The following is a 21,868-nucleotide window of genomic DNA, read 5'->3' on the forward strand; positions in this document are numbered from 1 at the left end:
CACATCGAGCCAGGACACCGCCGAGGAGAGTGAGGCGTTGGAGACTTCCCGGCCCGCGCCGCCAGGGTACGGACACGGCAGCCGCCATCTGGTGCACCGGCCGCAGTGCTTCGGCCCCCAGACGCCCGACAGCCCCGACGACCGGTCCCAGGAATTCGTCCTGACCGGTGAACTTCCCACCTCTCACCCGCTGTTCAACGACGGACACGACCGCTTCCACGATCTGCAGGCGGCCATGGCGATGGTCCGCCAGGTCAGCGGGGGTATCGGTCAGGCCCACTTCGGTGTCGCGGCCGACCGGGTGCCGATCTTCTACCGGTTCGGCCTGGAGATGGACGAGGTCAGCGCCTGGCGCCGGCATGCCGGCCCCGGCACGCTGACGACGACCATGCGGGTGCGGCCCGACAAGGTGATCTCCGGAATCCCGCGGGCCCTGGAGTTCGACGCGCGCCTGGAGATCGACGGGGTCGCGGCGGGCACCGGTTCGGCCAATCTGCTCTTCCTCGCCCCGATGGCGCACCGCAGCCACCGTGAGCACTCCCGTCACACCGTCCTCGCGACGGCCGGGCACCAGCATCCCGGTCACGAGGACCCCCTCGGCAGGTCACCGGGCCCCGCTCCCGCGGACGTGGGGCGCGCCAGCGCCGTCAACGTCCTGCTGCGGTCCCCGGTGACCGTCAACGGACAGCGGCTGTCCGCGGCGGTGCTTGCGCCCGACACATGGCGGGCCGGCGCGGGCCGGCCGGACAAGGTGCCCTCGTCCGCGCTGCTGCTCGAAGTACTGCGTCAGACGGCGCTGTTGACCGCCCACCGGCTCCATGGCCTGGATCCGCGGCACTGTGCGCCCGTGGCCATGCACACGCACTTCCGGGGCCACGCCGAGCCCGACCTGCCGCTGCGGTGTGTCGCGGTGGCGCAGTCGGCCGCGCAGGACGCGCTGGGGCGGCCGCTGGTCGCGATGACGCTCGCCCTGACCCAGGCGGGGAGGGCGGTGACGGAGGCGGCGGTGTCAGTCGTCGAGGATCTGTGACCACTCCTCCTGTTCGGCGTCCAGCGCCTCGTGGATGGCCGCGACGGCCTCGGCGTCGAGCATCGTGGTGATCTCCGTGTCCAGGGTGCGGCCCATGCCCGCGTCGTAGACCGCGATGCTCACGACGAACTCGGTGCCGCCGCTGTTGAGGACGAGGGTCCGCAGCGTCCACTCGTCGCCCGCACCCGGCGTGCCGTCGGGCCGGTTCAGCTGGACGGGCCGGCTCTGCGGGCCGAAGCCGAACTCGTTGAAGCGGAACTGCATGCCCTGGCCGATCGCCTTGCTGTAGGCCTCCTTGAGCGTCCACAGCCGCACCAGGCTCGGATTGCGTTCCGGCTCGGGCAGTCCCGACAGCATCCGCTGCTCGTCGGGTGTGCAGATGAGCCGGGCCAGGCCGCGGGCGTAGATGCTGCGGTCGGCGCGTTCCGCGTCCACTCCGATCAGGCCGCTGCTGGTCAGGCCGACCAGCAGGAGGTCGTCGGTGTGGCTGAGGCTGATGTCGATCTGGTCGCAGCCGCGCAGATACGGCCGTCCGGTCGGCCCGTAGGCCAGTTCCAGGTCGATCGCCTCGGCCCGCAGGGCGGCCGCGGCCGCGTGTTTGAGCAGCCGGCGCGAAGCCGCGTACCGGCTCTGGATGTCCGGGTGCCCGATGTCGCGGTAGCGCGACCAGTCGCGGCCCAGCACCGCGCGCAGAGCGGGACCGTCCGGTGCGCGCGGACGCCAGTCGGCGAGCCGGCCGTGGACCACCGCCGTGCCGTAGCGCCGCAGGTCCTCGCGGACCGCCGCCCAGTCGCTGTCCTCCGCTGTCACACCGATCAGGCCCCCGCCGACGGCGTTCATCGGGTGTCCCTCCCCTCGGTGGTGACCAGTGAGTGGATCTCGCGCATGCTACGCGCCTCGAGCAGGCGGCTGACCGGGATGCTGCAGCCCGTCTCGCGTTCCAGGAGCATCAGCAGGCGCAGCAGGTGCACCGAGTCCCAGTCGGGCAGCAGGTCGAAGTCCGCCGCGGCCTGTTCCTCGGTCAGGTCCAGGCCCAGGCCGTCGCGCACCGCTTCGAGGAAGCCGGCGAGGCCGGCCGTGCTGTCACGACTCATCGGCGTCTCCTTCGAAGTCGGCCTCCACGGTCAGGTGACCGGGCGGGGCGGGGATGTCCTTGAGGTCGTGCCGGAACAGTGTCTCCGCGCTGTCGCCGGGGGTGTCCGGTACGAAGCCCAGTGAGGGGTAGAAGCCGCTCGCCCGGCCGTTGCCGCGGGTGGCGCGGTAGCGGGCGCGGACCGCGGGCAGGCCGAGGTCACGGGCGTGCGAGAGCACCGCGGCCAGGCAGCCGTCCTCGATGCCCCGGGCCAGTACCCGGCAGCTGAGGAGCATGTTGTCGATGGTCAGGCCGTCCGCGGTCTCCCGGGCGAAGATCGCGCCCACCAGGCCGCTGTCGCCGTACCGGTCGCTCACGTGCACCGTCAGCGGGCGGCGGCCTTCGGCGAGGATGCGTTCCGGCGGGACGCGTTCGCCGGTGAGGTTGAACTGGTTGGTGCGCAGGGAGAGTTGTGACACCCGGAGCAGTTCGTGGGGGCGGGGCGGGGCGATGCGGACGACGATGCCGAGTTCGCGCAGGTACTCCTCGTGCGAGCCGGTCGTGCCGCGCATCCGGGCCCGGGCGGCGGCGCCGCGGTACTGCGCGGTGCGGTCGCGGTCCTCGTCGGTCACGTGCGGGGTGTCGAACCAGCCGTCGGCCAGCAGCCGGGTGATGTGCCAGGCCGGCTCGGTGCCCAGCGGGACGACGGGAGTGTCCGGCAGACGGTGGCGGATCAGGGCGCGTTCGGCCGGGCTGTCGTCGGCGAACACCAGGGCGTCGGTCGCGATGCCCAGCTGGTCGGCGATGGTGCGCAGGGCGGTGTCCTTGGGGTCCCAGCCGGCCTGCACGCTGACGAAGTCCTCCGCGCGCAGTGTCATTTCGGGGTGGTGGGCGAGGACGTCCCGGACCGGGCCGGGGTCGTTCTTGCTGCTGACGGCGAGCAGCACGCCCTGGGCAGCGAGCTGTTTGACGACTTTCTGGAGGGCGGCGTACGGCTCGCCCTGCGGGGTGGGCCCGCAGGTGATGCCGTCCGGTCCGTCCTCCCCCAGCACCCCGTCCCACAGGGTGTAGTCGAGGTCGAGCACCAGGCACTTCTTCGTCATGCCGCGCCGGGCGCGCAGCACGTGCACGGCTTCGCGGGCCAGTGCGGCGAAGACGGCGGCGCTGAAGGCGCTTCGCGTGTAGAGGGCCAGCCGGGGGTCGGTGGCCGGTCCGGTGCCGGCGACGAGCGGGTCGAGGTCGACGACGGCCAGGGCGGGGTGTTCGCCGGCCAGTCGCAGCAGGCGGGCGTTGAACTCCCGCCACACCGCGCCGAGCAGGGCGCGCTGCCGCTGGTCGATGATCTGGTGGGTGGCGCCGCGGGGCAGCGGAAGGGTGTTGAGGACCAGGACTCCGGTGCCGTGCGCGGTGTGTGCGTCGGCGACGCCGCGCAGCTGGTCCAGCAGCCGGGCGCAGGCCTGTTCGGCGTCGTCGACCGTCCACGGCGGTACGAGCTGTTCCAAGACGGCGTCGGCGCCGAGCACACACACCGTCAGTTCCGGTCGACTGCGGCGCAGTTCACCGTGTTCGTCGGTGAGGTCGCGCAGGTAGGCCCCGTGGTCCCCGGTGACGAGACGGCCGAGCAGGCCGTGCCGGGCGAGTTCGGCCGTCAGCGGGTCGGTGAGCTGGGCGGTGGCGGAGTGGCCGGTGACGGCCACGGTGAGGACGGGGGTGTGCGGGTGGTGGGCGAGGACGTCCTCGGGGCGCAGCCGTGTCAGCAGGCTTCCGCAGCGGGTCAGTTCGTCGGCGGTCTGTTCCTCGGAGCGGTCCGCCGCGTCCGTGACCCCGGTCAGCAGCGGGGCCACGTCGGGGTAGGCCGCGGCCAGCCGGCCGGTGCGGTGCAGGGTGCGCAGGTCGTCCAGGGCGGTGGTCATCGGGTGTGCCCTTCTTCCCCGGGACCGGCGGGCCGTTCCAGCGCCAGCCCCGCCTTGATCCATTTGCTGGACTCGACGACCACGGACAGGGCGCGCTCCCCCGGGGCCAGCCGGTCCATGAGCCGGTCGAGCTGGAGCAGGGGCAGGGCGTTGCCGGTGTTTCCGGTCTCGCGTACGCAGGAGACCTCCCGGCAGCCGGGCGGCAGGCCGAGGCCGGCGACGATCCGGTCGGTCATGTGCCCCGACAGCTGGGGCGGCAGGACGGCGTCGATCTGCTGTGGGGTCCAGCCCGCCGTGCTGAGCAGTTCCCACACGATCTCGCCGGCGAGGGCGGGTACCTCTTCCTCGATGGTCTTGTAGTCCTCGAAGAGCATCTGCCGGTCCGGTTCGGGTTCGGTGATCCCGTGCCAGCCGACGATCTGTCCCGGTGGGCGTCCGCGTCCCGCGAAGCGGTGCAGCAGGCCGTGCACGGCGAGGGCGTCGCCGTGCGGGCGTGCGGTGACCACCGCGGCCGCGGCTCCGTCGCCGAACAGGACGTAGTTGACGAGTTCCTGGCCGGCCAGGGTGGTCGCGTCCCGGCCGGCTTCGAGGAAGCGGGCGGTGACGTCCCCGGAGACGACGAGGCCGGTGCGGTGGCCGCCGGCCAGCAGGGCGCGGGCCACGTCGAGGGCCTGGACGGCGCCCGAGCAGCCGGCCTGGATCTGGTAGGTGGGCAGGTGGTTGAGGCCCAGCCGGTCCGCGGTCTCGTTGGCGGTGGTGGGCAGCAGGGTGTCGGGGGTGGCGGTGGACAGCACCAGGAAGTCCAGGTCCGCGGCGGCCAGTCCGGCGGCGGCCAGTGCCCGGGCGGCGGATTCGGCGCACAGGTCGCCGAGGGTGTGGGTGACCTTTCCGGTCGCCAGGTCCCAGCCGAAGTGGCGGGTGCCGGTTCCCACGAAGAGGTCGATCCAGTCCTCGCTGATCCCGAAGGCGCGGCTCAGTGCGGCGTTGTCGACGGGTTCGGCGGGCAGCGCGCTGCCCGTGCCGGCGATGTGCATGAGTGCGGTGTGTGCTGTCATACCGTGGCCCCCGTGCTGGTCAGCTCGCGTACGAAGGCGGCGAGGGTGCCCACGGACTTCAGCGCGGGCAGCAGTTGCGGCACGGTGATGTCCGCGCCCCGCGGGAGTTGCTGCTCGATCCGGTTCTTCAACTGCATGATCATCACCGAGTCGAAGCCGAGGTCCTCGTAGAGCCGGGCCTCGGCGTTGACCTGTTCGCGTGCGTAGGCGCCGACCTCGACGACGGCTTCGATGACCGCGCTCAGCGCGGGGTCGGGCCGGTCCGCCGGGGTGCCGGGGCCGCCGGGGTGGGGCGGGTGGGCCGGGCCGGTGGCCGCCTGGCGCGGGGTGGTGTCCGGTGCGGCCGGCTGGGCGGTGGGCTGGGCCGCGGCGGTCTGTCCGAAGCGGTGGGCGCCGGAGAAGACGTAGGGGGCGAGGCGTTCGGTGCGGCGGTGGGCCGGCTCGTACAGGGCGTCCCAGCGCGGTTCGACGCCGCTCAGGTACAGGCCGCCCACGGTCTCGGCCAGGTCGGTGAAGGTGGCGGCGCGGCCGGGGGCGGGGTGCAGCAGCCGGATGCCGGTGGGCAGGCCGTCCTGCCGGGCCAGGCTCAACAGGTGTGCGGCCGGGCCGAGTTCGACGAGGCAGGTCGGGGCGGCCTCGGTCATCAGGGCGGACAGTGCGTCGGCGAACCGTACCGGTTGCACGGCCAGGTCCGCCCAGTACGCGGTGTCCGGGATCTCGTCGCGCAGCATCCGGCCGTGGCGGGCCGAGGCCAGGGCGATGCGGGCGGGGCCGGCCGTGACCGGGCCGGCCAGGTCGGCGATCCGGGCCGCCAGGGCGGTGTCCGCCGAGCCCTGGGCGCCGTGCGGGACCCGGAGGCGGCGGGTGTTCAGCCCGTGTGCGGCCAGGTCCGCGGCGGCCTGTCGCAGTACGTCGGCGGTGCCCGACAGGACGGTGTCGTGCGGGCCGTCCACGGCGGCCAGGAACAGGCCGGGGTGGGCGGCGAGGATGCCGGCGGTCTCCTCCGGGGTGGCGCGCACGCTGAGCATGCCGCCGTCGGGCAGGTCGTGGGCCGCGGTGGCGTGGGCGGCGACCAGGCGTGCGGCGTCCGGCAGGGTGAGCATCCCCGCGGCCACGGCGGCGGCGATCTCGCCGGTGCCGTGGCCGAGGACGGCGTCGGGCACCACGCCCAGCTCGGCCAGGGTCCGGGTGAGGGCGTGGGCGACCGCGAACAGGGCGGGCTGGGCCCATCGGGCGTGGTGGATCGCGGGGTCGTCGGCGAGGATCAGGTCCCGTACGGAGTCACCGGTGTGGGGGCGCAGCGCGTCGTCGGCGTCGTCCAGGTGGCGTCGGTAGAGGACGGATTCGCGGTAGAGGGCGGCCGTCATGCCGGGCTCCTGGCAGCCCTGTCCGGGGTAGAGGAAGGCGACGGCGGGCGGGCGCAGGGCGCGGTGGGTGACGCGGTCCAGGGTCGGTTCGTCGGCGGCGGCCGTGCGCAGGGCGTCGGCGAGTTCGGCGGTGTCGCGGGCAATGAACACGGCCCGGTAGGGCAGGCCGGTCTTGACCTGGTTGCTGGTCCAGCACACCGAGGCGGCGTCGCCGCGTGGCCGCCGGGCCAGTGCTTCGGCCTGGGCGGTGAGGTTGCGGCGCAGTGCCTCGGGGGTGTCGGCGGAGAGTGTGAACGCCCCGGCGGTGGCCGGCCCGCGCACGGCGGTGACCGGCGTCCGGGGTGCGGAGGCCAGGACGGCGTGCGCGTTGGTGCCGCCCATGCCAAAGCTGCTGACTCCGGCGACCACTTCCTCGGCCGGCAGTCGCAGGGGGGCCTTGAGCAGGCTCAGCCCCCGTTCGGCGAGCCGCAGTTGGGGGTTCTCGCGGGTGGCGAAGCGGCTGGCGGGCACGATGCGGTGGTGCAGGGCGAGGGCGGTCTTGATCAGGCCGGCGATGCCGGCCGCTCCTTCGGTGTGGCCGATGTTGCCCTTGACCGAGCCGATCGCGCACGGCTCGTCGCGGGGCACGGCGTGCACCTCGCCGAGGGCCGCGCACTCGATGATGTCGCCGAGTGTGGTGCCGGTGCCGTGCGCCTCGACGAAGCGGACCTGGTCCGCGTCGACGCCGGCCCTGCGGTAGGCGGCGGCCACCACGGCCTGCTGGGACCAGCGGCTGGGTGCGCTGACGCCGTTGCTGCGGCCGTCCTGGTTGACGGCGGTGCCGCGGATGACGGCGTAGACGCGCTGGTGGTCGTCGAGGGCGTCCTGGAGCCGGCGCAGTACCACCACGCCGACGCCGTCGCTGCGGCCGATGCCGTCGGAGTCCATGCTGAAGGGCTTGCAGCGTCCGTCCGGTGCCTTCAGTCCCATCTGCTGGTAGACCATGCCGAGCGCGGGGGTGAGCACGATGTTGACGCCGGCCGCCAGGGCGGTGGAACACTCCCCGGACAGCAGGGAGTTGACGGCGAGGTGCACGGCGACCAGGGACGAGGAGCAGGCGGTGTCCACCGCGAGGCTGGGGCCCTTGAGGTCGAGGTGGTAGGAGATCCGGTTGGCCGTCATGCCGGCGCTGCTGCCGGCGCCCAGCTGCGGGGTGACCCGCGCGTAGTCACCCATGTGGAGCTGGGCCCACTCGCTGCCCATCACCCCGACGAAGACACCGGCGTCGCTGCCGGCCAGTGCGGAGGGGGCACGGCCGGAGTCCTCCAGGGCCCGCCAGGCGCACTGCAGCAGGAGCCGCTGCTGCGGGTCCATGGCGGCCGCCTCGCGGGGCGCGATGGTGAAGAAGTCGTTGTCGAAGGTGGTGACGGTGTCGACGAAGCCGCCCTGGACGGTGTCGTCGAAACCCGGTCCGCGGCGGTCCTCGGGCAGCGGGCCGATCGCGTCGCCGCCGCGCATCAGCAGGTCCCAGTAGGCCTCGACGCCGTGGGCCGCGGGGAAGACGCAGTCCAGTCCGACCACGGCGACGGCGTTCACCGTTGCCACCGGTCGGGGTCCGCGCCGCGCGAGGTCAGGTGGGCCGTCAGGTGGGCCACCGTCGGATGGTCCCAGACGAGGGAGGGTTCGACGACGATGCCGAAGTCGTCCTCGATGTCGCCGCACAGGCTGAGCGCGCACACCGAGTCCATGCCGTACTCGGCCAGGGGCACCGTCGACTCGATGTTCTCGGGCAGCCGGTCCAGGTAGACCGCCAGGTGCGTGATCAGCCACTGGTGGAGCGGGGCCTCGGTGTGCCACGGCGGGGAGGGAGTCATCCCTGAAGGCTCCTTGTCCTGATACGGGCCCGTGCTCAGCCCGGAATCGGTGTGTTGTGCAGGTCGAAGCTGCGCCGGTCGCCGTAGCGGGCCAGGACCTCCCGGTGGACCCGGGCGGTGCACTCGGCGGGCAGGTCGGCGGCGGGGATGCCCAGCCGGCGGGCGATGCGGTGCAGGGCGGCGGCGGCCCACGCCGGGTCGGCCAGGAACGGGTCGGGTCCGCCCCGGTTGTGGTGCCACACACCCAGGACGCAGGCGGCGGCGAGCACGAGCACGTAGCGGTCGGTCAGGGCGAACCAGGCCGGGCCCACCGGATGGGCGGCGTCGGGGGGCGGCAGCGCCAGGACCCGGCTGCGCAGTTCGTGCAGTTCGGCGCTCATCTGGCCGGCCAGATGACGCAGCGTGCGCTCGACGGCGGTGGAGCCGGGCACGGACGCGGCGGTGGCCAGCAGGGAGGCGCTGACGCTGTCCCGGCCACAGGCCAGGGACAGTTGACCGTAGTCGAAGGGCGGCAGCGGAGCACCGGGGCGAAACAGTGCGGCGGGCGCCTCGACACTGGTGAACCAGGACTTCTCGGCGAGGGATCTGAGCTGCGGGATGATCGTCGCCTGGCAGGCGGCCGTGCCGGCGTGTCCGAGGCTGACCACCGGCACGTCGCGGATGTGTTTCTGGAAGATGCCGACGGTGCCCTCGCGGGTGTAGATCTGCGAGCCGAGCACCGTGGCCAGGTCGTACATGGTGTCGCTGAGCACCTGGGGCAGCAGCAGTTTGACCGCCGCGGAGTAGATGCTGGTCTCGGCGGGCAGCAGGTGCAGCGCCCGGGTGGCCACCACGGCCATGCAGTCGTAGAGCAGCAGGTTGACGAAGGCCCCGGCGAGGGTGCCCGCCGTGTGCTGCGGGTCGGTGGGGTCCAGGCCGGTGCGGCCGGGCCGCTGGCTGCGGTCCACCAGGACGGCGGTGCGCAGGCCGGTGTCCACCGCGGCGGACACCATGGAGGCCATGAGGGTGCGGCTGACCTGGAAGGAGCGCAGGGCGGTCACCACTCCGCCGCCCAGTGGTCCCAGCAGGCTGTCGCGGGGGACGACGCAGGCGTCGAGTTCCACTCCGGCGAAGAAACAGCCGCGCAGACCGAGGGTGGCGGGACGGCGGGTGACCCGGTAGCGGTCGGCGGGCAGGGTGTGCGGATCGAGCAGGAGCACCGAGTGGGCTCCGGTGGTGCCCGGCTGCGGTTCGGTGCGGCAGAACAGCACCAGGGCGTCGGCGCGGTGCAGGTTGTTGATGACCGGTTTGACGCCGGTGACCGACAGGCCGTCGGGGTGCACCTCGGCGCGCACCCCGCTGCGGACGAAGTCGTTGGTGTGGGCGGTCTCGTGCTGGGCGATGGCCGCCTTGGAGCCCGACAGCAGCAGGTCCGCCAGCCAGGCCCGCTGGTCGGCGCTGCCCTGCATCCACACGTCGGACGCGGCCATGAAGGTGGTCATGCCGTAGCCGGCCCCGAGGGCGACGTCGCGGCGGAAGACCGCGCGCATCACCCGCAGCAGGGTTTCGGCGGAGTCGAACCGGCCGCCCAGGTCCGTCGGCACGAACTCGCGGCTCATGCCGAAGTCGTCGAGCAGCCCCTCGGCGTCGGCGGACAGCGCGGCCCGCCGGTCGGCGTGCAGCAGGGCCCGGTAGCCGGCCGGGTTGGCCGGGTCGGCGGGGTCGCCCAGCAGCGCTTCCAGCCGGGCGACCCGGGCCGGGGCGTCGCTCGGGGGCAGGCCCTCGTGCAGCGGCGGCTGGGTCAGCAGCGCGGAGGTCACCACTAGCTGCTCCGCACCATCGTGGGGGCGTTCTCGCCGCTGGGCACCTCGGACGGTGTGATCAGGGCGCGCACGGCCGGGTCGAGGACGTCGTGGAGCGGGGTGATCTCACCGCGCAGGAACAGCGAGCGCATCAGGGTGCGCTGGATCTTGCCGCTGGTGGTGCGGCGCACGGTGCCGGGGCGTACGAGGACGACATTGCCGGCGGGGACGTCGAAGTCCTGTCCGACGAGCGTCTGGATACCGCAGGCCAGCTCCCGCAGGCGGTCGGTGTCCGCGCGGGGAAGGCGTGCCTCGTGGATCACTACGAGCTGCTCCCGGTCCGCTCCGACGGTGAACACCGCGCCGTGGCCGGCCGCGAGGGCGGGGCCGGTCTCCCGGATCGCCCACTCCACGTCCTGAGGGTAGATGTTGCGCCCGTTGAGGATGATGACTTCCTTCAAACGCCCGGTGATGTAGAGCTCGCCGTCGTCCACGGCGCCCAGGTCACCGGTGCGCAGGAAGGCGCCGGGGGTGTCCTCGAGCGTGGCGTGGAAGGTCTCGTCGGTCTCCAGTGGCTGGCGCCAGTAGCCCTGGGCGACGCTGTCGCCGCGCAGCCAGATCTCCCCGACGCGTCCGGGGGGCAGTTCCACGCCCGCCAGGGGGTCGACGACCCGCAGGTCGAAGTCGTGCGCCCGTCCCGAGCCGACCAGGGTGCGGGTGGCCGCGCCGTCGGCCGGGGCGCGCAGTTCGTCCTGTTCCAGGGCGGCCGCGTCCACGGTCAGCCGGCGGGCCGGGACGTTCGGCCGGCCGCCGGAGACCACCAGGGTGGCCTCGGCGAGCCCGTAGCCGGGGTAGAGACTCGCGGCGCGCAGTCCGGCCGAGGCGAAGCGGCGGGCGAAGGCGTCCAGGGTCTGCGCCCGGACGGGTTCGGCACCGCACAGGGCCAGGCGCCAGCTGGACAGGTCGAGTTCGGCGAGGTGGGCGTCGGTGACGCGGCGGGTGCACAGGTCGTAGCAGAAGTTCGGGCCGCCGCTCACGGTCAGGCCGTACTCGCCGATCGCGCGCAGCCAGCTGACGGGCCGTTTGATGAAGGAGACCGGGGACAGCTGGACGCACTGGGTGCCCAGCCACAGGGGGTGCAGCACATGGGCGATGAGGCCCATGTCGTGGTAGTGCGGCAGCCAGTTGGCGAAGCGGTCGTCGGCGGTGGTGCCCAGGAGGTGCTGCAGCGCCTCCTGGTTGGCCATCAGGTTGCGGTGGGTGACCATGACGCCGCGCGGTTTGCTGGTCGAGCCGGAGGTGTACTGCAGGAAGGCGATGTCGTCGGGGCCGACGCGCGGTGCGCGCCAGGCGTCGGCGGCCGTGCTGTCGTCGAGGTCAGTGGCCAGGCAAACCGTTTCTCCTCGGCCGGTCACGGCCAGCCACAGGGAGGTGTCCGCCGCGTGCTCGGAGTCGGTCAGCACCAGCGTGGCCGCGGTGTCCCGGAGGATGCCGGAGACCCGCTGCAGCCGCTCGCCCCGGTCGCCGGGCAGCGGGGCGGGCACGGCGATCGCGCCGGCGTACAGGCATCCCACGAACGCGACGAGGAATTCCGGGCCGGGTGGGTACAGGAGCAGCACGGGCCGGCCCTGTGCGCCGAGTTCGTGCAGCCGTACCGCGAGGGCGCGGGCGCGGCGGTCGAGAGTGGAGTAGGTGAGGTGTTCGGCTTCGCTGACGTCCCGCACGAACACCTGGGCGTCCGCGTCGCCGAGCGCGGCGACCCGTTCCCGCATCAGCTGGGTGAAGGTGGTGAATGCAGCGGTCAACGTCAGCCCCCTCATGGCGCATACGAAGCGGGGCACAGGACGCCCCTCTGCCGCCGAGCAAGCTCATCGTGAGATCACGGGCTAAAGCGCCGCTTGCGATGCACCGCCCCTTCACAGAATTCAGGGGTACGCCTGTCCGAATTTGGGGTGTGGCCGACGCCTACATTGGGGCAGCACGGTCTGTCGTCGCGGTTCCGCGGAGCGAGCGGGCGACGAGCGGCTCCGGCGCGCGTCGGCCGTCCGGTCCCGCCGGCCGATGCGACGGAGAAGAGGGTGGGAGCATGCGTTTTCGGATTCTGGGTCCGTTGGAGATCACCTCGTCCGCGGCGGCCGAGCCGGTCCGGCCCCGGGCGGCCAAGATCCGTGCGGTGCTCGCGACCCTGCTGGTCAGGGCCAACGAGATCGTCTCGGTGGACAGTCTCATCGACGAGCTGTGGGGCGAGCACCCGCCGCGCACCGCGACGACCACCCTTCAGGTCTACGTCTCGCAGCTGCGCAAGCTGCTGCACACCGCCGACCCGGAGTACGGCCGGGACGCGCTGGTCACCCGTCCGCCCGGGTACGCGCTGCACCTGGATCCCGCGCAGCTCGATCTGACGGTGTTCGAGGAACTGCACCACAACGGCCAGAAGGCGCTGCTGCGCGGCGACCACGCCGCCGCCGCGGATCTGCAGCGCCGCGCGCTGCAGCTGTGGCGTGCCCCGCTGGCCTCCGACACCCCGCACGGCGCGCTGCTGGCCCGGACCGCGGTGCGGCTGGCCGAGGTGCGGGCCGCCGCTCTGGAGCAGCGCATGCGTGCCGAGCTGCGGCTCGGTCACCATCAGCGGCTGATCGGTGAACTCCACTCCGCCGTGGCCGAGATGCCGATGCGCGAGGAGTTCCACATGCTGCTGATGACGGCCCTGTACCGGGCCGGGCGGCAGGCGGAGGCGTTACGGATCTTCGCGCAGCTGCGCCAGACCCTCGTCGCGGAACTGGCCATCGAACCGGGGCAGCCGCTCCAGCTGCTCCACCAGCGGATCCTGGCGGGCGATACGGAACTGCTGCACCCCGCCCCTGTCCCCCGGGCGTCCGAGGAGAGCGTGCCGCAGGACACCGGGCCCGCGCCGACCCCGGACACGGGCCGCCTCGGGCAGGTCCCGCTGCCCGGCCGCACACCCGACCGGCTGCCCCCGCGGGACCCGGTGTTCGTCGGCCGCTCCGACGAACTGGACCGGCTGGGCGCCCTGTTGCGCGACATCCCGGCCGGCGGCTGCGCGGCGGTCGCCGGGGCGGCCGGCATCGGCAAGACCGCGCTCGCCGTCGCCGCCGGCCACGAGCTGGGTGACCTCTTCCCCGGCGGCCGGGTCTTCCTCGAACTGGGCGGTCCGCCGCAGGCCGGCCCGGCGGAGCTGCTGACGCGTCTGCTGCAGCGGCTCGGGGTGGACGGGCCGCTGCCCACCGACGTGGCCGGGCTGCGCCGCGTCCTGGACCGGCTGACCGAGGACCGGCGGATCCTGCTGATCCTGGACGGCGCCGAATCCCCCGAACACATACGGACGTTGCTGCCGGCCTCGGCGGGCAGCACCGCGCTGATCACCTGCCGGCGCGTGCCGGAGGGGCTGACCGACCGGGTGCTGGAACTGGACGTGCTCCCCCAGGACGAGGCCCGCCGGCTGTTCACCGCGGCGGCCGGCCGTCTGATCCCGCAGCACGGCGGCGAGACGCCGGTGCGTGAGATCGCCGCGCTGTGCGAGGGACTGCCGCTGGCGCTGCGGGCGGCGGCGGCACGGCTGGCCTCCCGCCCCAACTGGGGCCCGGAGATGCTGGCCGCCCGGCTGCGCGGCGAACAGCGGCGGCTGGCGGAACTGAGCGCCGCCGCGCCGGGCTTCCACGACCGGATGCGCTCCTGCTACGAGGAGACGGAGCCGGTGCTGCGGCGCGCCTTCCGTCTGCTGGGGCTCGTGCCCGTGGGCCCCTTCGACACCCAGACGGCCGCCGCGGTCCTCGGGGAGGACGTGGCCAAGACCGGTGAGCTGCTCGACGCTCTGGTCAGGGCCCAGCTGCTGCGCCGGGTGGCGGGTGGCCCGGAGCACGGCACGCACCACCGGATGCATCCGCTGTGGCGGCTGCTGGCCCTGGAGTGCCTGGCCGCGGAGAGCCCGGCCGCGGAGGCGCGGGCGGCCACCGCCAGGCTGGCGCAGGAGTTCACCGGGCAGCTGCGCGAGGCGGGCGGCCACGCCGAAAGGTGCGGGATACATCCGCTGGAGCTGTTCAGCCGGCGGCAGGACGGGCTGGTGGACGTCGTACGCCGGTGTCACGCGGCCGGCCTGTGGGCGCAGACGGTGGAACTCGCCGACGCCATGACCGGCTTCCTGGAGGCCCGGGCGGCCTGGGACACCTGGGAGACCTGTCACGCCCTGGCGCTGGAGGCGGCACGCAGGCAGGAGGACCTCGCCGCCGAGGCCCGGCTGCTGCGGTCGCTGGGCGACCTGGCCTGGCAGCGGCGGCAGCTCACGACGGCCGGCGAGTTCTACGAGCGGGCACTGCTGACGGCCGACGCGGGGGCGGCGGCCACCGAACGCGGCCGGGCCCTGGTCGGGCTGGCCGACCTGCAGTTGGACGCGGGCGGCCTGGAGGAGGCCGCGGCGCTGCTGTCCCCCGCGCTCGACGCGGTGGCCGACGACCCCCGGGGCCGCTACGAGGCCCACCGGGTGCTGGGCCTGCTGGCCCTGGAGAACGTCGGCGTGGACGCGGCCGAGGCGCACTTCGCCGACTGCCTGGTACTGGCGGCGACCCTGCGCGACCCGCGCCTGGAGTCCTACGCGCAGCGGTGGCTCGACCGGGTGCACGGTCAGGGCCACCGGCCCGCGGGCTGGTCGGAGGTACGGCCCGGGGTGTGGCGCCTGGCGCCCTGCGCCAACTGAGCGGCTGTCAGCTCAGGGTCACCTTCACGTCCGACTCGGAAGCCGCACCGCAGTCGAACTTCATCGTCTGATGGGCATTCCGGGCCATCGGCGGGCGCCCGATGTCACGACGCCGCCTGCCGTGACTGTTCCGCGGGACGCGGCGGGCCCTTCGTACGGTTGACCGCGCGGGCCGCCGGCAGAACCCCGGCCGCGGCGTCCGACGCCCCCTGCGGCCGAGCGCACAGAACCAGCCTCCCGGGCCTGCGTCCGCGCTCCCCAAAGGGCCCCGCAGGGCTGCCACAGAGATCCCCCATGCCGCACACAACACAGCCGCAAGCGGCCGGTGGTGCAGTAGGACAGGTCACTTCCTGTTCAGGAGGAAACGAAGAGATCCAGCCGATCGAGGAGATCGCGGAGCTCACGGGGATCGCGGAACGGCTGCCCGCACGCCGAAGGGATCACGAGCACGTCGGCAGCGGCGCGGCCAGGATCCCCCCGCCCCAACCGCCGCGCACGGATTCCCGGCGATCGCCCGGCGCTGTGTGAAAGCCGGCCGTGCAACGAGGCATGCGCTGTCCCGCACTTGGATACAGAAAGCCGGTATCTCGTCATGACCACCAGCATCACGGATGTCCTGCTCACCAACGACCGGTCGACCACCTCGCACCCCTCGGTCGGGCACCGCTACACCTACGCCGCCCGTTCGGCGTCGGCGGCCGGCCGACGCACCTACACCGCCCACCTCAATCCCGAACGGCGCATCGTCGCGGCCGAGCCCGACTTCTCCCGCCGGTTCGGACGTACCTCGGCCGACACCTGTGGCCGCAGCCTGTACGAGCTGCTCCACCCGAGTTCCCCGTCCTATCTCGACCGGCACTTCACGCGTCTGTCGGAGGGGCGGTGCAACCGCTTCGACGAGCGGATGGTCGGCCTCGGCGACTCGGGCCGGGTGTTCTCCGCCGGGCTCACCGGAATCGCGGTCCACGACACCACAGGTGGGCTCGCTGGCATCGTTGTCCAAGTACGCCCGGACCAGGAGGGCGCGGCCGCCGAGGAGCCGGCCGTCCACTCCCCCGAGCGGCTGCTGAGCAAGCTCGACGCGCAGGTGCTGGAGGGGGTCGCCGCCGGCGCCTCCACCGTCCAGCTCGCCGCGCGCCTCTACCTCAGCCGGCAGGGCGTCGAGTACCACGTCGGGCTCATGCTGCGGAAGCTCAAGGCCCCCAACCGGGCCGCCCTCGTCGCCCGCGCCCACTCCCTGGGCATGCTGACGGTGGGTCACTGGCCCCCGCGGGTGCCCCCGGAGTTCATCAAGTAGAACGGCCGAACCGGCCTGGTCCAGCCTGCCCCCCGTGCTGGATGCTCCCGCCGGGTCCCTGGCCGTCACCGGCCAGGGACCCGGGAACATCGCACCCCTGCGGCGGCGTCGTGGTGGAGGCGGCGCGCACCGGACACGGCGTGCGGCGGACCGCCGAGGATCTCCTGTCCCGGGATGAGCCCGGTCCGCTCCCGTACGGCCGTCCCGCCCCGCCCCGTCCCGGGCCCCTCCTCCGAGGTGTGCCGGCGCGCCGGGGCAGCGGCCACCGACTGCGCGGCACCCGCCGGGAGTCCGGCCCGTCAGGAGTGCGGCCCGTCAGGCCCTCCGGGGGCCGGGACGTCCCGCTCGGCACAGGTCTCCCGCCCCGCGCGAGGCGCGTGCGGGGGCGTGCCGTCACCGGGCCCGTGCGGACGGTTTCAGTGACCGGCCTGTTCGAACGTGCGGGTGCGCAGGTCCGAGGGCAGGTCCTGGCGGCGGGCGATGCCGAGTTTGCGGTAGACGCAGGTGAGGTGGCGCTCGACCGTGCTGGGGCTGACGAAGAGCTTGACCGCGATCTCCCGGTTGGTGTGCCCCTGGGCGGCGAGGGCCGCCACCCGTTCCTCCGAACCGCTCAGCCGTGCGGTGTCCCGGTGGCGGACGGGACGCGCGGCACGCTCCGGGCCGTCGACGGGACGTATCCGCTCGCGCAGCGGCACCGCACCGCAGTCGCCCGCCAGTTGCCAGGCCCGCCGGGTGATCGTCCCGGCCCGGGTCCCCTCGCCGTTCAGCCGCAGCGCGCTGCCCAGGTCGGCCAGGGCGCGGGCGAGTTCGAGGCGGTCCCCGTAGTCGCGGAGCTCGTCGACCGCGCCGACCAGCAGCTCGACGCGGCGCCGGGGCTCGGCGGTGGCCGCGCTGAGCCGCAGGGTCACCCCGCGCGCCCGCGCGCCGGCGGCGGCCGGGAGGGCGAGCTGGTCGGCCACCAGGGCCTGTGCCTCGCCGGGGCGCCCGAGCAGGAGCAGTGCCTCCGCCGCGTCGGTGCGCCAGGGCAGCAGTTCGGGCTGGTCGGTCGCCCAGCGGCCCGCGGCCCGGCCCGCCTCCAGGAACTCCTCCAGGGCCGCCTGGGGGCGGCCGGTGGCCAGGTAGTAGCGGCCGCGGGCGCGCAGGAAGGCGAGGGCGTGCACGGTGGAGTACGGCTCGCCGGGCAGGGTGGGATGCAGGTGCAGGGCCGCCGTGGCGTACTCGCCCTGTTCGGTGAGGGCCTGGACCAGCAGGGCGAGCGGGGCGAGGAGGAACGGGCCGCCGCGGCCGGCGAGGTGTTCGAGGGCACGCGTCGCCTCCCGCCGGGCGCCGGCGAGGTCGCCGAGCCGCAGCAGGGCCTCGGCGTGCGCGGTGGCGAAGGCGGCCTGCCAGCCGGGAGCGTTGCGGGCGGAGATCTCCTCGCCGAGCCGGCCGCACCAGGCCACGGCCCGCTGCGGCCGGTGGTGGACCAGGGTGCGCAGGGCCCGGGCCAGGGACTCGTAGGTGGCCGGGGCCAGTGGGGTGTCGGCCAGCAGCCGTTCGGCGGCCGGTACGTCCTCGCGCGCGCCCGGGCTCAGCCACAGCGTGGCGGCGCGGGTGACCGGCGCGGTGGTGGGGCGCTCGTGGGTGACCGGGCACTGGGCGTGGGGTTCGCTGGGCACGTTGTCGCGGGCCGGGCGGACGTCCCCGGCGGCTCGGCCCAGGACCTCGTCGGCCTCCTCGACGCGGCCCTGGGCCGCCAGCAGCCGGGCCAGCCATCCCGCGTCGGCGCAGGGCAGTTGTCCGGCGCGCAGGGCGGCCTGGGGTTCGTCGAGGAGGTGGTGGGCCGCGGCCGGGTGCAAACGCCAGGTGTGGGCGGCGAGTTGCAGGGTGATCCGCAGCCGGGTGGGTTCGTCGGGGCAGCCGGAACGGGCCAGCCGGAGAAAGGTCGGTGCGCCGTCCGGGTCGCTGTGCGAGAACGGTTCCTGCCGGGCCGCGTCGCGCAGCGCCTGGATCTCCCAGTTGTGCGTGGCCGTCCCGGCGGCGAGTAACTGCCCGGCCACGAGGGCGGGTTCGGCCAGGGCGTGGTGCAGGACGCGGGCGGCGTTGCGGTGCATCGACCGGCGCTGCTCGCAGGAGAGCATGCCCAGCACCGCGGACTCGGCCGCGGCGTGGCGCAGCCGGGCGCCGGTGACGAGTCCGGCGGCGTCCAGGGCGTTGCACGCGCGGGCGGCGGCGTCGGCACCGAGCCGGGCGAGCCGGGCGGCGCGCTCCACGTCGGCCTGCGGACCCAGGACGGCGAGGGCGGCGGCCAGCCGGCGGGCGGCGGGGCCGCAGCGTTGCACACAGGTCGCGAACGCCTCGGCGAAGGGGCCGCCGGGTTCGGGCTCCGGCCACTCGGGCCGCCCGGCGGGGGCGCCCGTCTCGGCCAGCAGGGCGCGTATCAGAAGCGGGTTGCCGCCGCTGAGCGCGTGCAGTGACGCGGTGGCGTCCGCGGGCACCGGGGTGCCCCAGAAGCGGGCCAGTTCGGCGGTGCCCCGGGCGTCCAGGCGGGCCAGCGGGATGCGGACGAAGCCCTGGTGGCGCAGGAGTTCGGTGTGCAGGCCGAAGCCGTCCGTACGGTGGTGGGGGGACTGGGCGAGCACCGTCAGGAGGGGGGCCTCGTGCAGGGTGTGGGTGAGGCGCAGCAGTTCGGCGAGCGAGGCGCGGTCGGCGTGCTGCAGGTCGTCGACGCACAGGAGCACCGGGCCGTTCGCGCAGGCGGTGCGCAGCAGGGCGGCGAAGCCGGCGGCTGTCTCGTCCGGGTCGGGTGCCGGCCGGGACGGGTCCCCGGTGAGGCAGGCGGCGAGCCGGCGCAGCAGCGCGTGGTCCTCGCGGCGGGCGCCGGGGTCGGCGGCGGCGTGCAGCACGGTGAGTCCGCGGTCGGCGGCGAGGTCGGCGGCGTACTGCAGGAACCGTGTCTTGCCGCAGCCGGGCGCCCCTTCCACCAGCACCAGTTGAGCGGTGCCGTCGCTGCAGGCGCGCAGAGCCTTGTCGAGTCGTGCGCATTCGTCGTCGCGGTGCAGGAGCATCATGGGCCCGCCCTCCCGGTCGCATTCCCTCCACGTTCCTGCAGTCTAGGAAGGCATATGCCCGACACGAGTCCGGCGCGATGGCCAGTGACTGCACGGCAGGAAGTACCGGGATGCCGTCCCTGTCACACCGTCGGCGGGTTTCGGCAGGTCCTTGCGGGGATGGTCGCGCTGCCCGGGCTTTAGTCACTGCCCCCACGATGACGACCCGCGGCGCTCCCGCGGTACGCCGGGCCTTTCGGAGGGACGAACATCGATGTTCACCGTCTGCCCCTGGACCACGCACCGGTCCGCCGCTTTCGGCACCGCGGGCGAGTCCAACGCCTACTACCGGCGGTTGGTCGCGCGCGGCACGACGGAGCTGTCGGTCGTCTTCGACCTGCCCACGCAACTGGGTGTCGACTCGGACGCCCCGGTCGCCAGCGGTGAGGTGGGCCGGGCGGGGGTGGCGGTCGACTCCATCGACGACATGCGGGTGCTGTTCACCGGGATCCCGCTGGACCGGGTGTCGACGTCGATGGCCGTCGGCGCGCCGGCGGCCGTGCTCCTGCTGCTGTACCAGCTGGTCGCCGAGGAACAGGGCCTGCGCGCCGACCGGTTGACCGGCACGGTCCACCACGACGTGCTGACGGAGTACGTCGTCCGGGGCAGGTACGTCTTCCCGCCGGAGCCGTCGCTGCGGCTGGCGGCGGACCTCTTCGCCTACTGCCGTGCGCAGTTGCCCAGGTGGAACACGCTCTCGTTCTCGGGGCGCGCCCTGGCGGAGGCGGGAGCCACGCCCGCGCAGGAGATCGCCTTCACCCTGGCCGAGGGTGTCGAGCACCTGCGGACGGCGGTCGCGTACGGGATGGAGGCGGACGACTTCGCGCCGCGGCTGTCGTTCCTCTTCGGTGCGCGGGCCACACTCCTGGAGGAGCTCGCCACCCTGCGTGCGGCCCGGCGTGTCTGGTCGCGGGTGCTGGGTGAGCAGTTCGGTGCGCGCGGCCCCGCGTCGCGTCTGCCGGTGCGCTGGGCGGTGCGGGGCCTGGCCGCGGTGCTCGGCGGCCGGCCGCACGGGTCCGCTCCCAGCGTGCGCCCGTTCGCCGGCAGCCGGGCCGCCGCGGGGACGGCCGACGCTCTGGAGGCCGCGGCGCTGGAGCTGATGCGGCGCGTGGAGGAGCTGGGTGGCGCGGTCGCCGCCCTGGGTCACGGCTTCCAGAGGGACGAGATCGAGCGCGCCGCCCACCACCACCGCTGCCTCGACGGGGACGGGTTGTACGAGGCGGCCCGTCTCGACCCCGTCGCCGAACAGCGGCAGACCGAGCGGCTGGCCAAACTGCGTGCGTGGCGGTGCGCCGACCGGGTCGACGACGCGCTCATCGCGGTACGCAAGGCGGCGGAGGGCAGTGACAACGTCCTCCACCCGATGAAGCAGGCACTGGCTTCCGGAGCCACGGTGGGTGAGGTCTGCGACACCTTGCGGCAGGTGTGGGGCGCCGGTTTTCAGCCCGCCGCGTAGCGGGCGGGTGGTGGGCGCCGGCGACCGGTCCCATCAACGTGAGTGTCCACGGACGGGATGCCGTTCGGGTGAGTTCCGCTGTTCTCCCCGATGCCGCACCCCGTTGTCTGGGACTGTGCCTCCTACGACGTGGCCGATCTCAGCGGCCCCGGTCCGGAGGGGAGTTGGTGTGTGCGCCTGCCGCACATCGCTGCGGCCGGTATCGGCCATGGTCCGCGCGGGGTTGGTCTCCCCGGGGATGTCCCGTGCTGATGAGGGGAATGAGACACCCTCGATGTGGGCTGGTGGTGCCACTCACATGTGGCCTTCCTTGATGTCATGTGGGCCCCGAGCACGGCATCCTTGGGAGTCGGTCAGTGCGCGAGAGCCCGAACACGCACAGGATCATGGCCAGATGATGCAGGTACCATCCGCCCTCAGGACCGATGCAGACATCCCGGAAGAAGGAACTGACATGACCCAAGTCCAGTCGGAGACCACCGAACTCCAGTCGCAGTACGCGGCCCAGCTCACCGCGGACCTTGAGCGCAACACCAAGGAACAGGAACGTATCGCCGCCGAGGTGGTGGCCCTCCAGGAGCTGCTGCAGGCACTGCGGCGCGATCAGGCCCTGTTGGTCAACCTGCGGCGGACGCTGGGTGACGAGACCCCCGCCGCGGCCGGGGCGAAGGCGGCCGAGCCCGCCGCGACGGTGCCCTCGGTGCCGCGGCAGGCTTCCGCCGAACCCAAGTCCGCGCCCAAGCCCGCCAAGCAGCAGAAGAAGGCCGCTGCCGCCAAGCCTGCCAAGGCCGCCCGGACGACGCCCAGGAGCGCGGGGACGAAGGCCGCCGCGAAGGCGCCGGAAGCCGCGGGGAAGCCCACCCTCACCCTGGTCGAGCTCATCCACGACCACCTGAGCCGGCAGTCCGAGCCGCGTTCCGCCGCGGAGATCACCTCCACGCTCTCCGAGACCCACCCCGAGCGCGGCATCAAGGCCACGGTCGTGCGCACCACGGTGGAGGGACTGGTCGCCAAGGGACGCGCCCAGCGCAGCAAGCAGGGCACGTCGGTGTACTACACGGCGGCCGGGACCGGTACGGCCGACGACTCCGCGAAGCAGGCCGCCCCGGAGCAGAAGGCCCCGGTCACCGACTGACGCGAGGGCATGCGCAGCCGTACCCGCGCGGCCCGGTCCGCGCCGAAGAACACCTTCATGTCCGTGCCGCACCCATCGGCGCTCACCCTCATGAGCGGTCCGGCGCCCT

The 21,868-nt window shown here is 73.8% G+C and carries 14 protein-coding genes; 5 read left to right on the top strand and 9 right to left on the bottom strand.

The genetic code is table 11. The annotated features are described in order from the left end of the window. Window positions 1-37 precede the first annotated feature (37 nt). Window positions 38-1,030: an AfsA-related hotdog domain-containing protein gene (locus tag OG199_RS00485; protein ID WP_351725743.1), complete on the top strand. Its 993-nt coding sequence runs from the start codon at window positions 38-40 to the stop codon at window positions 1,028-1,030. Here OG199_RS00485 and OG199_RS00490 read toward each other — a convergent pair. From OG199_RS00490 to OG199_RS00525, 8 genes are read right to left on the bottom strand one after another with little or no spacing between them, the layout of a single operon-like run. Further along, window positions 1,010-1,870: a 4'-phosphopantetheinyl transferase superfamily protein gene (locus OG199_RS00490; RefSeq protein ID WP_351725740.1), complete on the bottom strand. Its 861-nt coding sequence runs from the start codon at window positions 1,868-1,870 to the stop codon at window positions 1,010-1,012. The genes OG199_RS00485 and OG199_RS00490 overlap by 21 nt on opposite strands. After that, the gene (locus OG199_RS00495) at window positions 1,867-2,124 is read right to left on the bottom strand and encodes a phosphopantetheine-binding protein (protein WP_405827207.1); all 258 of its coding nucleotides are present in this window, start codon (window positions 2,122-2,124) and stop codon (window positions 1,867-1,869) included. The genes OG199_RS00490 and OG199_RS00495 overlap by 4 nt, the downstream gene beginning before the upstream one ends. Continuing rightward, window positions 2,114-4,015 (bottom strand): HAD-IIIC family phosphatase, encoded by a 1,902-nt coding sequence (locus OG199_RS00500; protein WP_405827209.1) that lies wholly within the window; start codon window positions 4,013-4,015, stop codon window positions 2,114-2,116. Before OG199_RS00500 ends, OG199_RS00495 begins: the two co-directional genes overlap by 11 nt. Further along, on the bottom strand, window positions 4,012-5,070 hold the full coding sequence (locus OG199_RS00505; RefSeq protein WP_405827211.1) for a 3-oxoacyl-[acyl-carrier-protein] synthase III C-terminal domain-containing protein: 1,059 nt from the start codon (window positions 5,068-5,070) through the stop codon (window positions 4,012-4,014). Before OG199_RS00505 ends, OG199_RS00500 begins: the two co-directional genes overlap by 4 nt. Further along, window positions 5,067-8,021, bottom strand: a complete 2,955-nt coding sequence (locus OG199_RS00510) for a type I polyketide synthase (RefSeq protein ID WP_401808880.1) — start codon at window positions 8,019-8,021, stop codon at window positions 5,067-5,069. The genes OG199_RS00505 and OG199_RS00510 overlap by 4 nt, the downstream gene beginning before the upstream one ends. Beyond that, a complete protein-coding gene (locus tag OG199_RS00515) occupies window positions 8,009-8,290 on the bottom strand; it encodes an acyl carrier protein (RefSeq protein ID WP_351725730.1) in 282 nt (93 codons plus the stop codon). Before OG199_RS00515 ends, OG199_RS00510 begins: the two co-directional genes overlap by 13 nt. Window positions 8,291-8,325: 35 nt before the next feature. Continuing rightward, entirely contained in the window at window positions 8,326-10,089 is a 1,764-nt protein-coding gene (locus OG199_RS00520; protein ID WP_356807385.1) for an acyl-CoA dehydrogenase family protein, read from the bottom strand. Window positions 10,090-10,091: 2 nt separating this feature from the next. Next, a complete protein-coding gene (locus tag OG199_RS00525; protein ID WP_405827214.1) occupies window positions 10,092-11,876 on the bottom strand; it encodes a fatty acyl-AMP ligase in 1,785 nt (594 codons plus the stop codon). 281 nt (window positions 11,877-12,157) lie between these two features. Between OG199_RS00525 and OG199_RS00530 the strand changes: the two genes are divergently transcribed. Together OG199_RS00530 and OG199_RS00535 are read left to right on the top strand one after the other, a co-directional pair. Next, entirely contained in the window at window positions 12,158-14,782 is a 2,625-nt protein-coding gene (locus tag OG199_RS00530; protein WP_405827216.1) for a BTAD domain-containing putative transcriptional regulator, read from the top strand. A 592-nt stretch (window positions 14,783-15,374) separates the two neighbouring features. Continuing rightward, complete coding sequence (locus OG199_RS00535; RefSeq protein WP_356807380.1) at window positions 15,375-16,079, top strand: LuxR C-terminal-related transcriptional regulator; 705 nt, start codon at window positions 15,375-15,377, stop codon at window positions 16,077-16,079. Window positions 16,080-16,495: 416 nt separating this feature from the next. Here OG199_RS00535 and OG199_RS00540 read toward each other — a convergent pair whose 3' ends face one another. Further along, complete coding sequence (locus OG199_RS00540; protein ID WP_405827219.1) at window positions 16,496-19,129, bottom strand: AAA family ATPase; 2,634 nt, start codon at window positions 19,127-19,129, stop codon at window positions 16,496-16,498. Between the two features lie 88 nt (window positions 19,130-19,217). Here OG199_RS00540 and OG199_RS00545 point away from each other — a divergent pair, with 88 nt between their 5' ends. Together OG199_RS00545 and OG199_RS00550 are read left to right on the top strand one after the other, a co-directional pair. Then, a complete protein-coding gene (locus tag OG199_RS00545) occupies window positions 19,218-20,624 on the top strand; it encodes a methylmalonyl-CoA mutase family protein (RefSeq protein WP_405834373.1) in 1,407 nt (468 codons plus the stop codon). Between the two features lie 454 nt (window positions 20,625-21,078). Continuing rightward, the gene (locus tag OG199_RS00550; RefSeq protein WP_356808357.1) at window positions 21,079-21,759 is read left to right on the top strand and encodes a hypothetical protein; all 681 of its coding nucleotides are present in this window, start codon (window positions 21,079-21,081) and stop codon (window positions 21,757-21,759) included. Window positions 21,760-21,868: the final 109 nt, after the last annotated feature.

Origin of the sequence: Streptomyces sp. NBC_01176, from assembly GCF_045039825.1 — a bacterium.
In the GTDB taxonomy this organism is placed as follows: domain Bacteria; phylum Actinomycetota; class Actinomycetes; order Streptomycetales; family Streptomycetaceae; genus Streptomyces.

Bases quoted from the DNA above. Each gene is read 5' to 3' on its own strand.
- OG199_RS00490 (WP_351725740.1), bottom strand. From the start codon at position 1,870: ATGAACGCCGTCGGCGGGGGCCTGATCGGTGTGACAGCGGAGGACAGC.
- OG199_RS00495 (WP_405827207.1), bottom strand. From the start codon at position 2,124: ATGAGTCGTGACAGCACGGCCGGCCTCGCCGGCTTCCTCGAAGCGGTG.
- OG199_RS00500 (WP_405827209.1), bottom strand. From the start codon at position 4,015: ATGACCACCGCCCTGGACGACCTGCGCACCCTGCACCGCACCGGCCGG.
- OG199_RS00505 (WP_405827211.1), bottom strand. From the start codon at position 5,070: ATGACAGCACACACCGCACTCATGCACATCGCCGGCACGGGCAGCGCG.
- OG199_RS00515 (WP_351725730.1), bottom strand. From the start codon at position 8,290: ATGACTCCCTCCCCGCCGTGGCACACCGAGGCCCCGCTCCACCAGTGG.
- OG199_RS00530 (WP_405827216.1), top strand. From the start codon at position 12,158: ATGCGTTTTCGGATTCTGGGTCCGTTGGAGATCACCTCGTCCGCGGCG.
- OG199_RS00535 (WP_356807380.1), top strand. From the start codon at position 15,375: ATGACCACCAGCATCACGGATGTCCTGCTCACCAACGACCGGTCGACC.
- OG199_RS00540 (WP_405827219.1), bottom strand. From the start codon at position 19,129: ATGATGCTCCTGCACCGCGACGACGAATGCGCACGACTCGACAAGGCT.
- OG199_RS00550 (WP_356808357.1), top strand. From the start codon at position 21,079: ATGACCCAAGTCCAGTCGGAGACCACCGAACTCCAGTCGCAGTACGCG.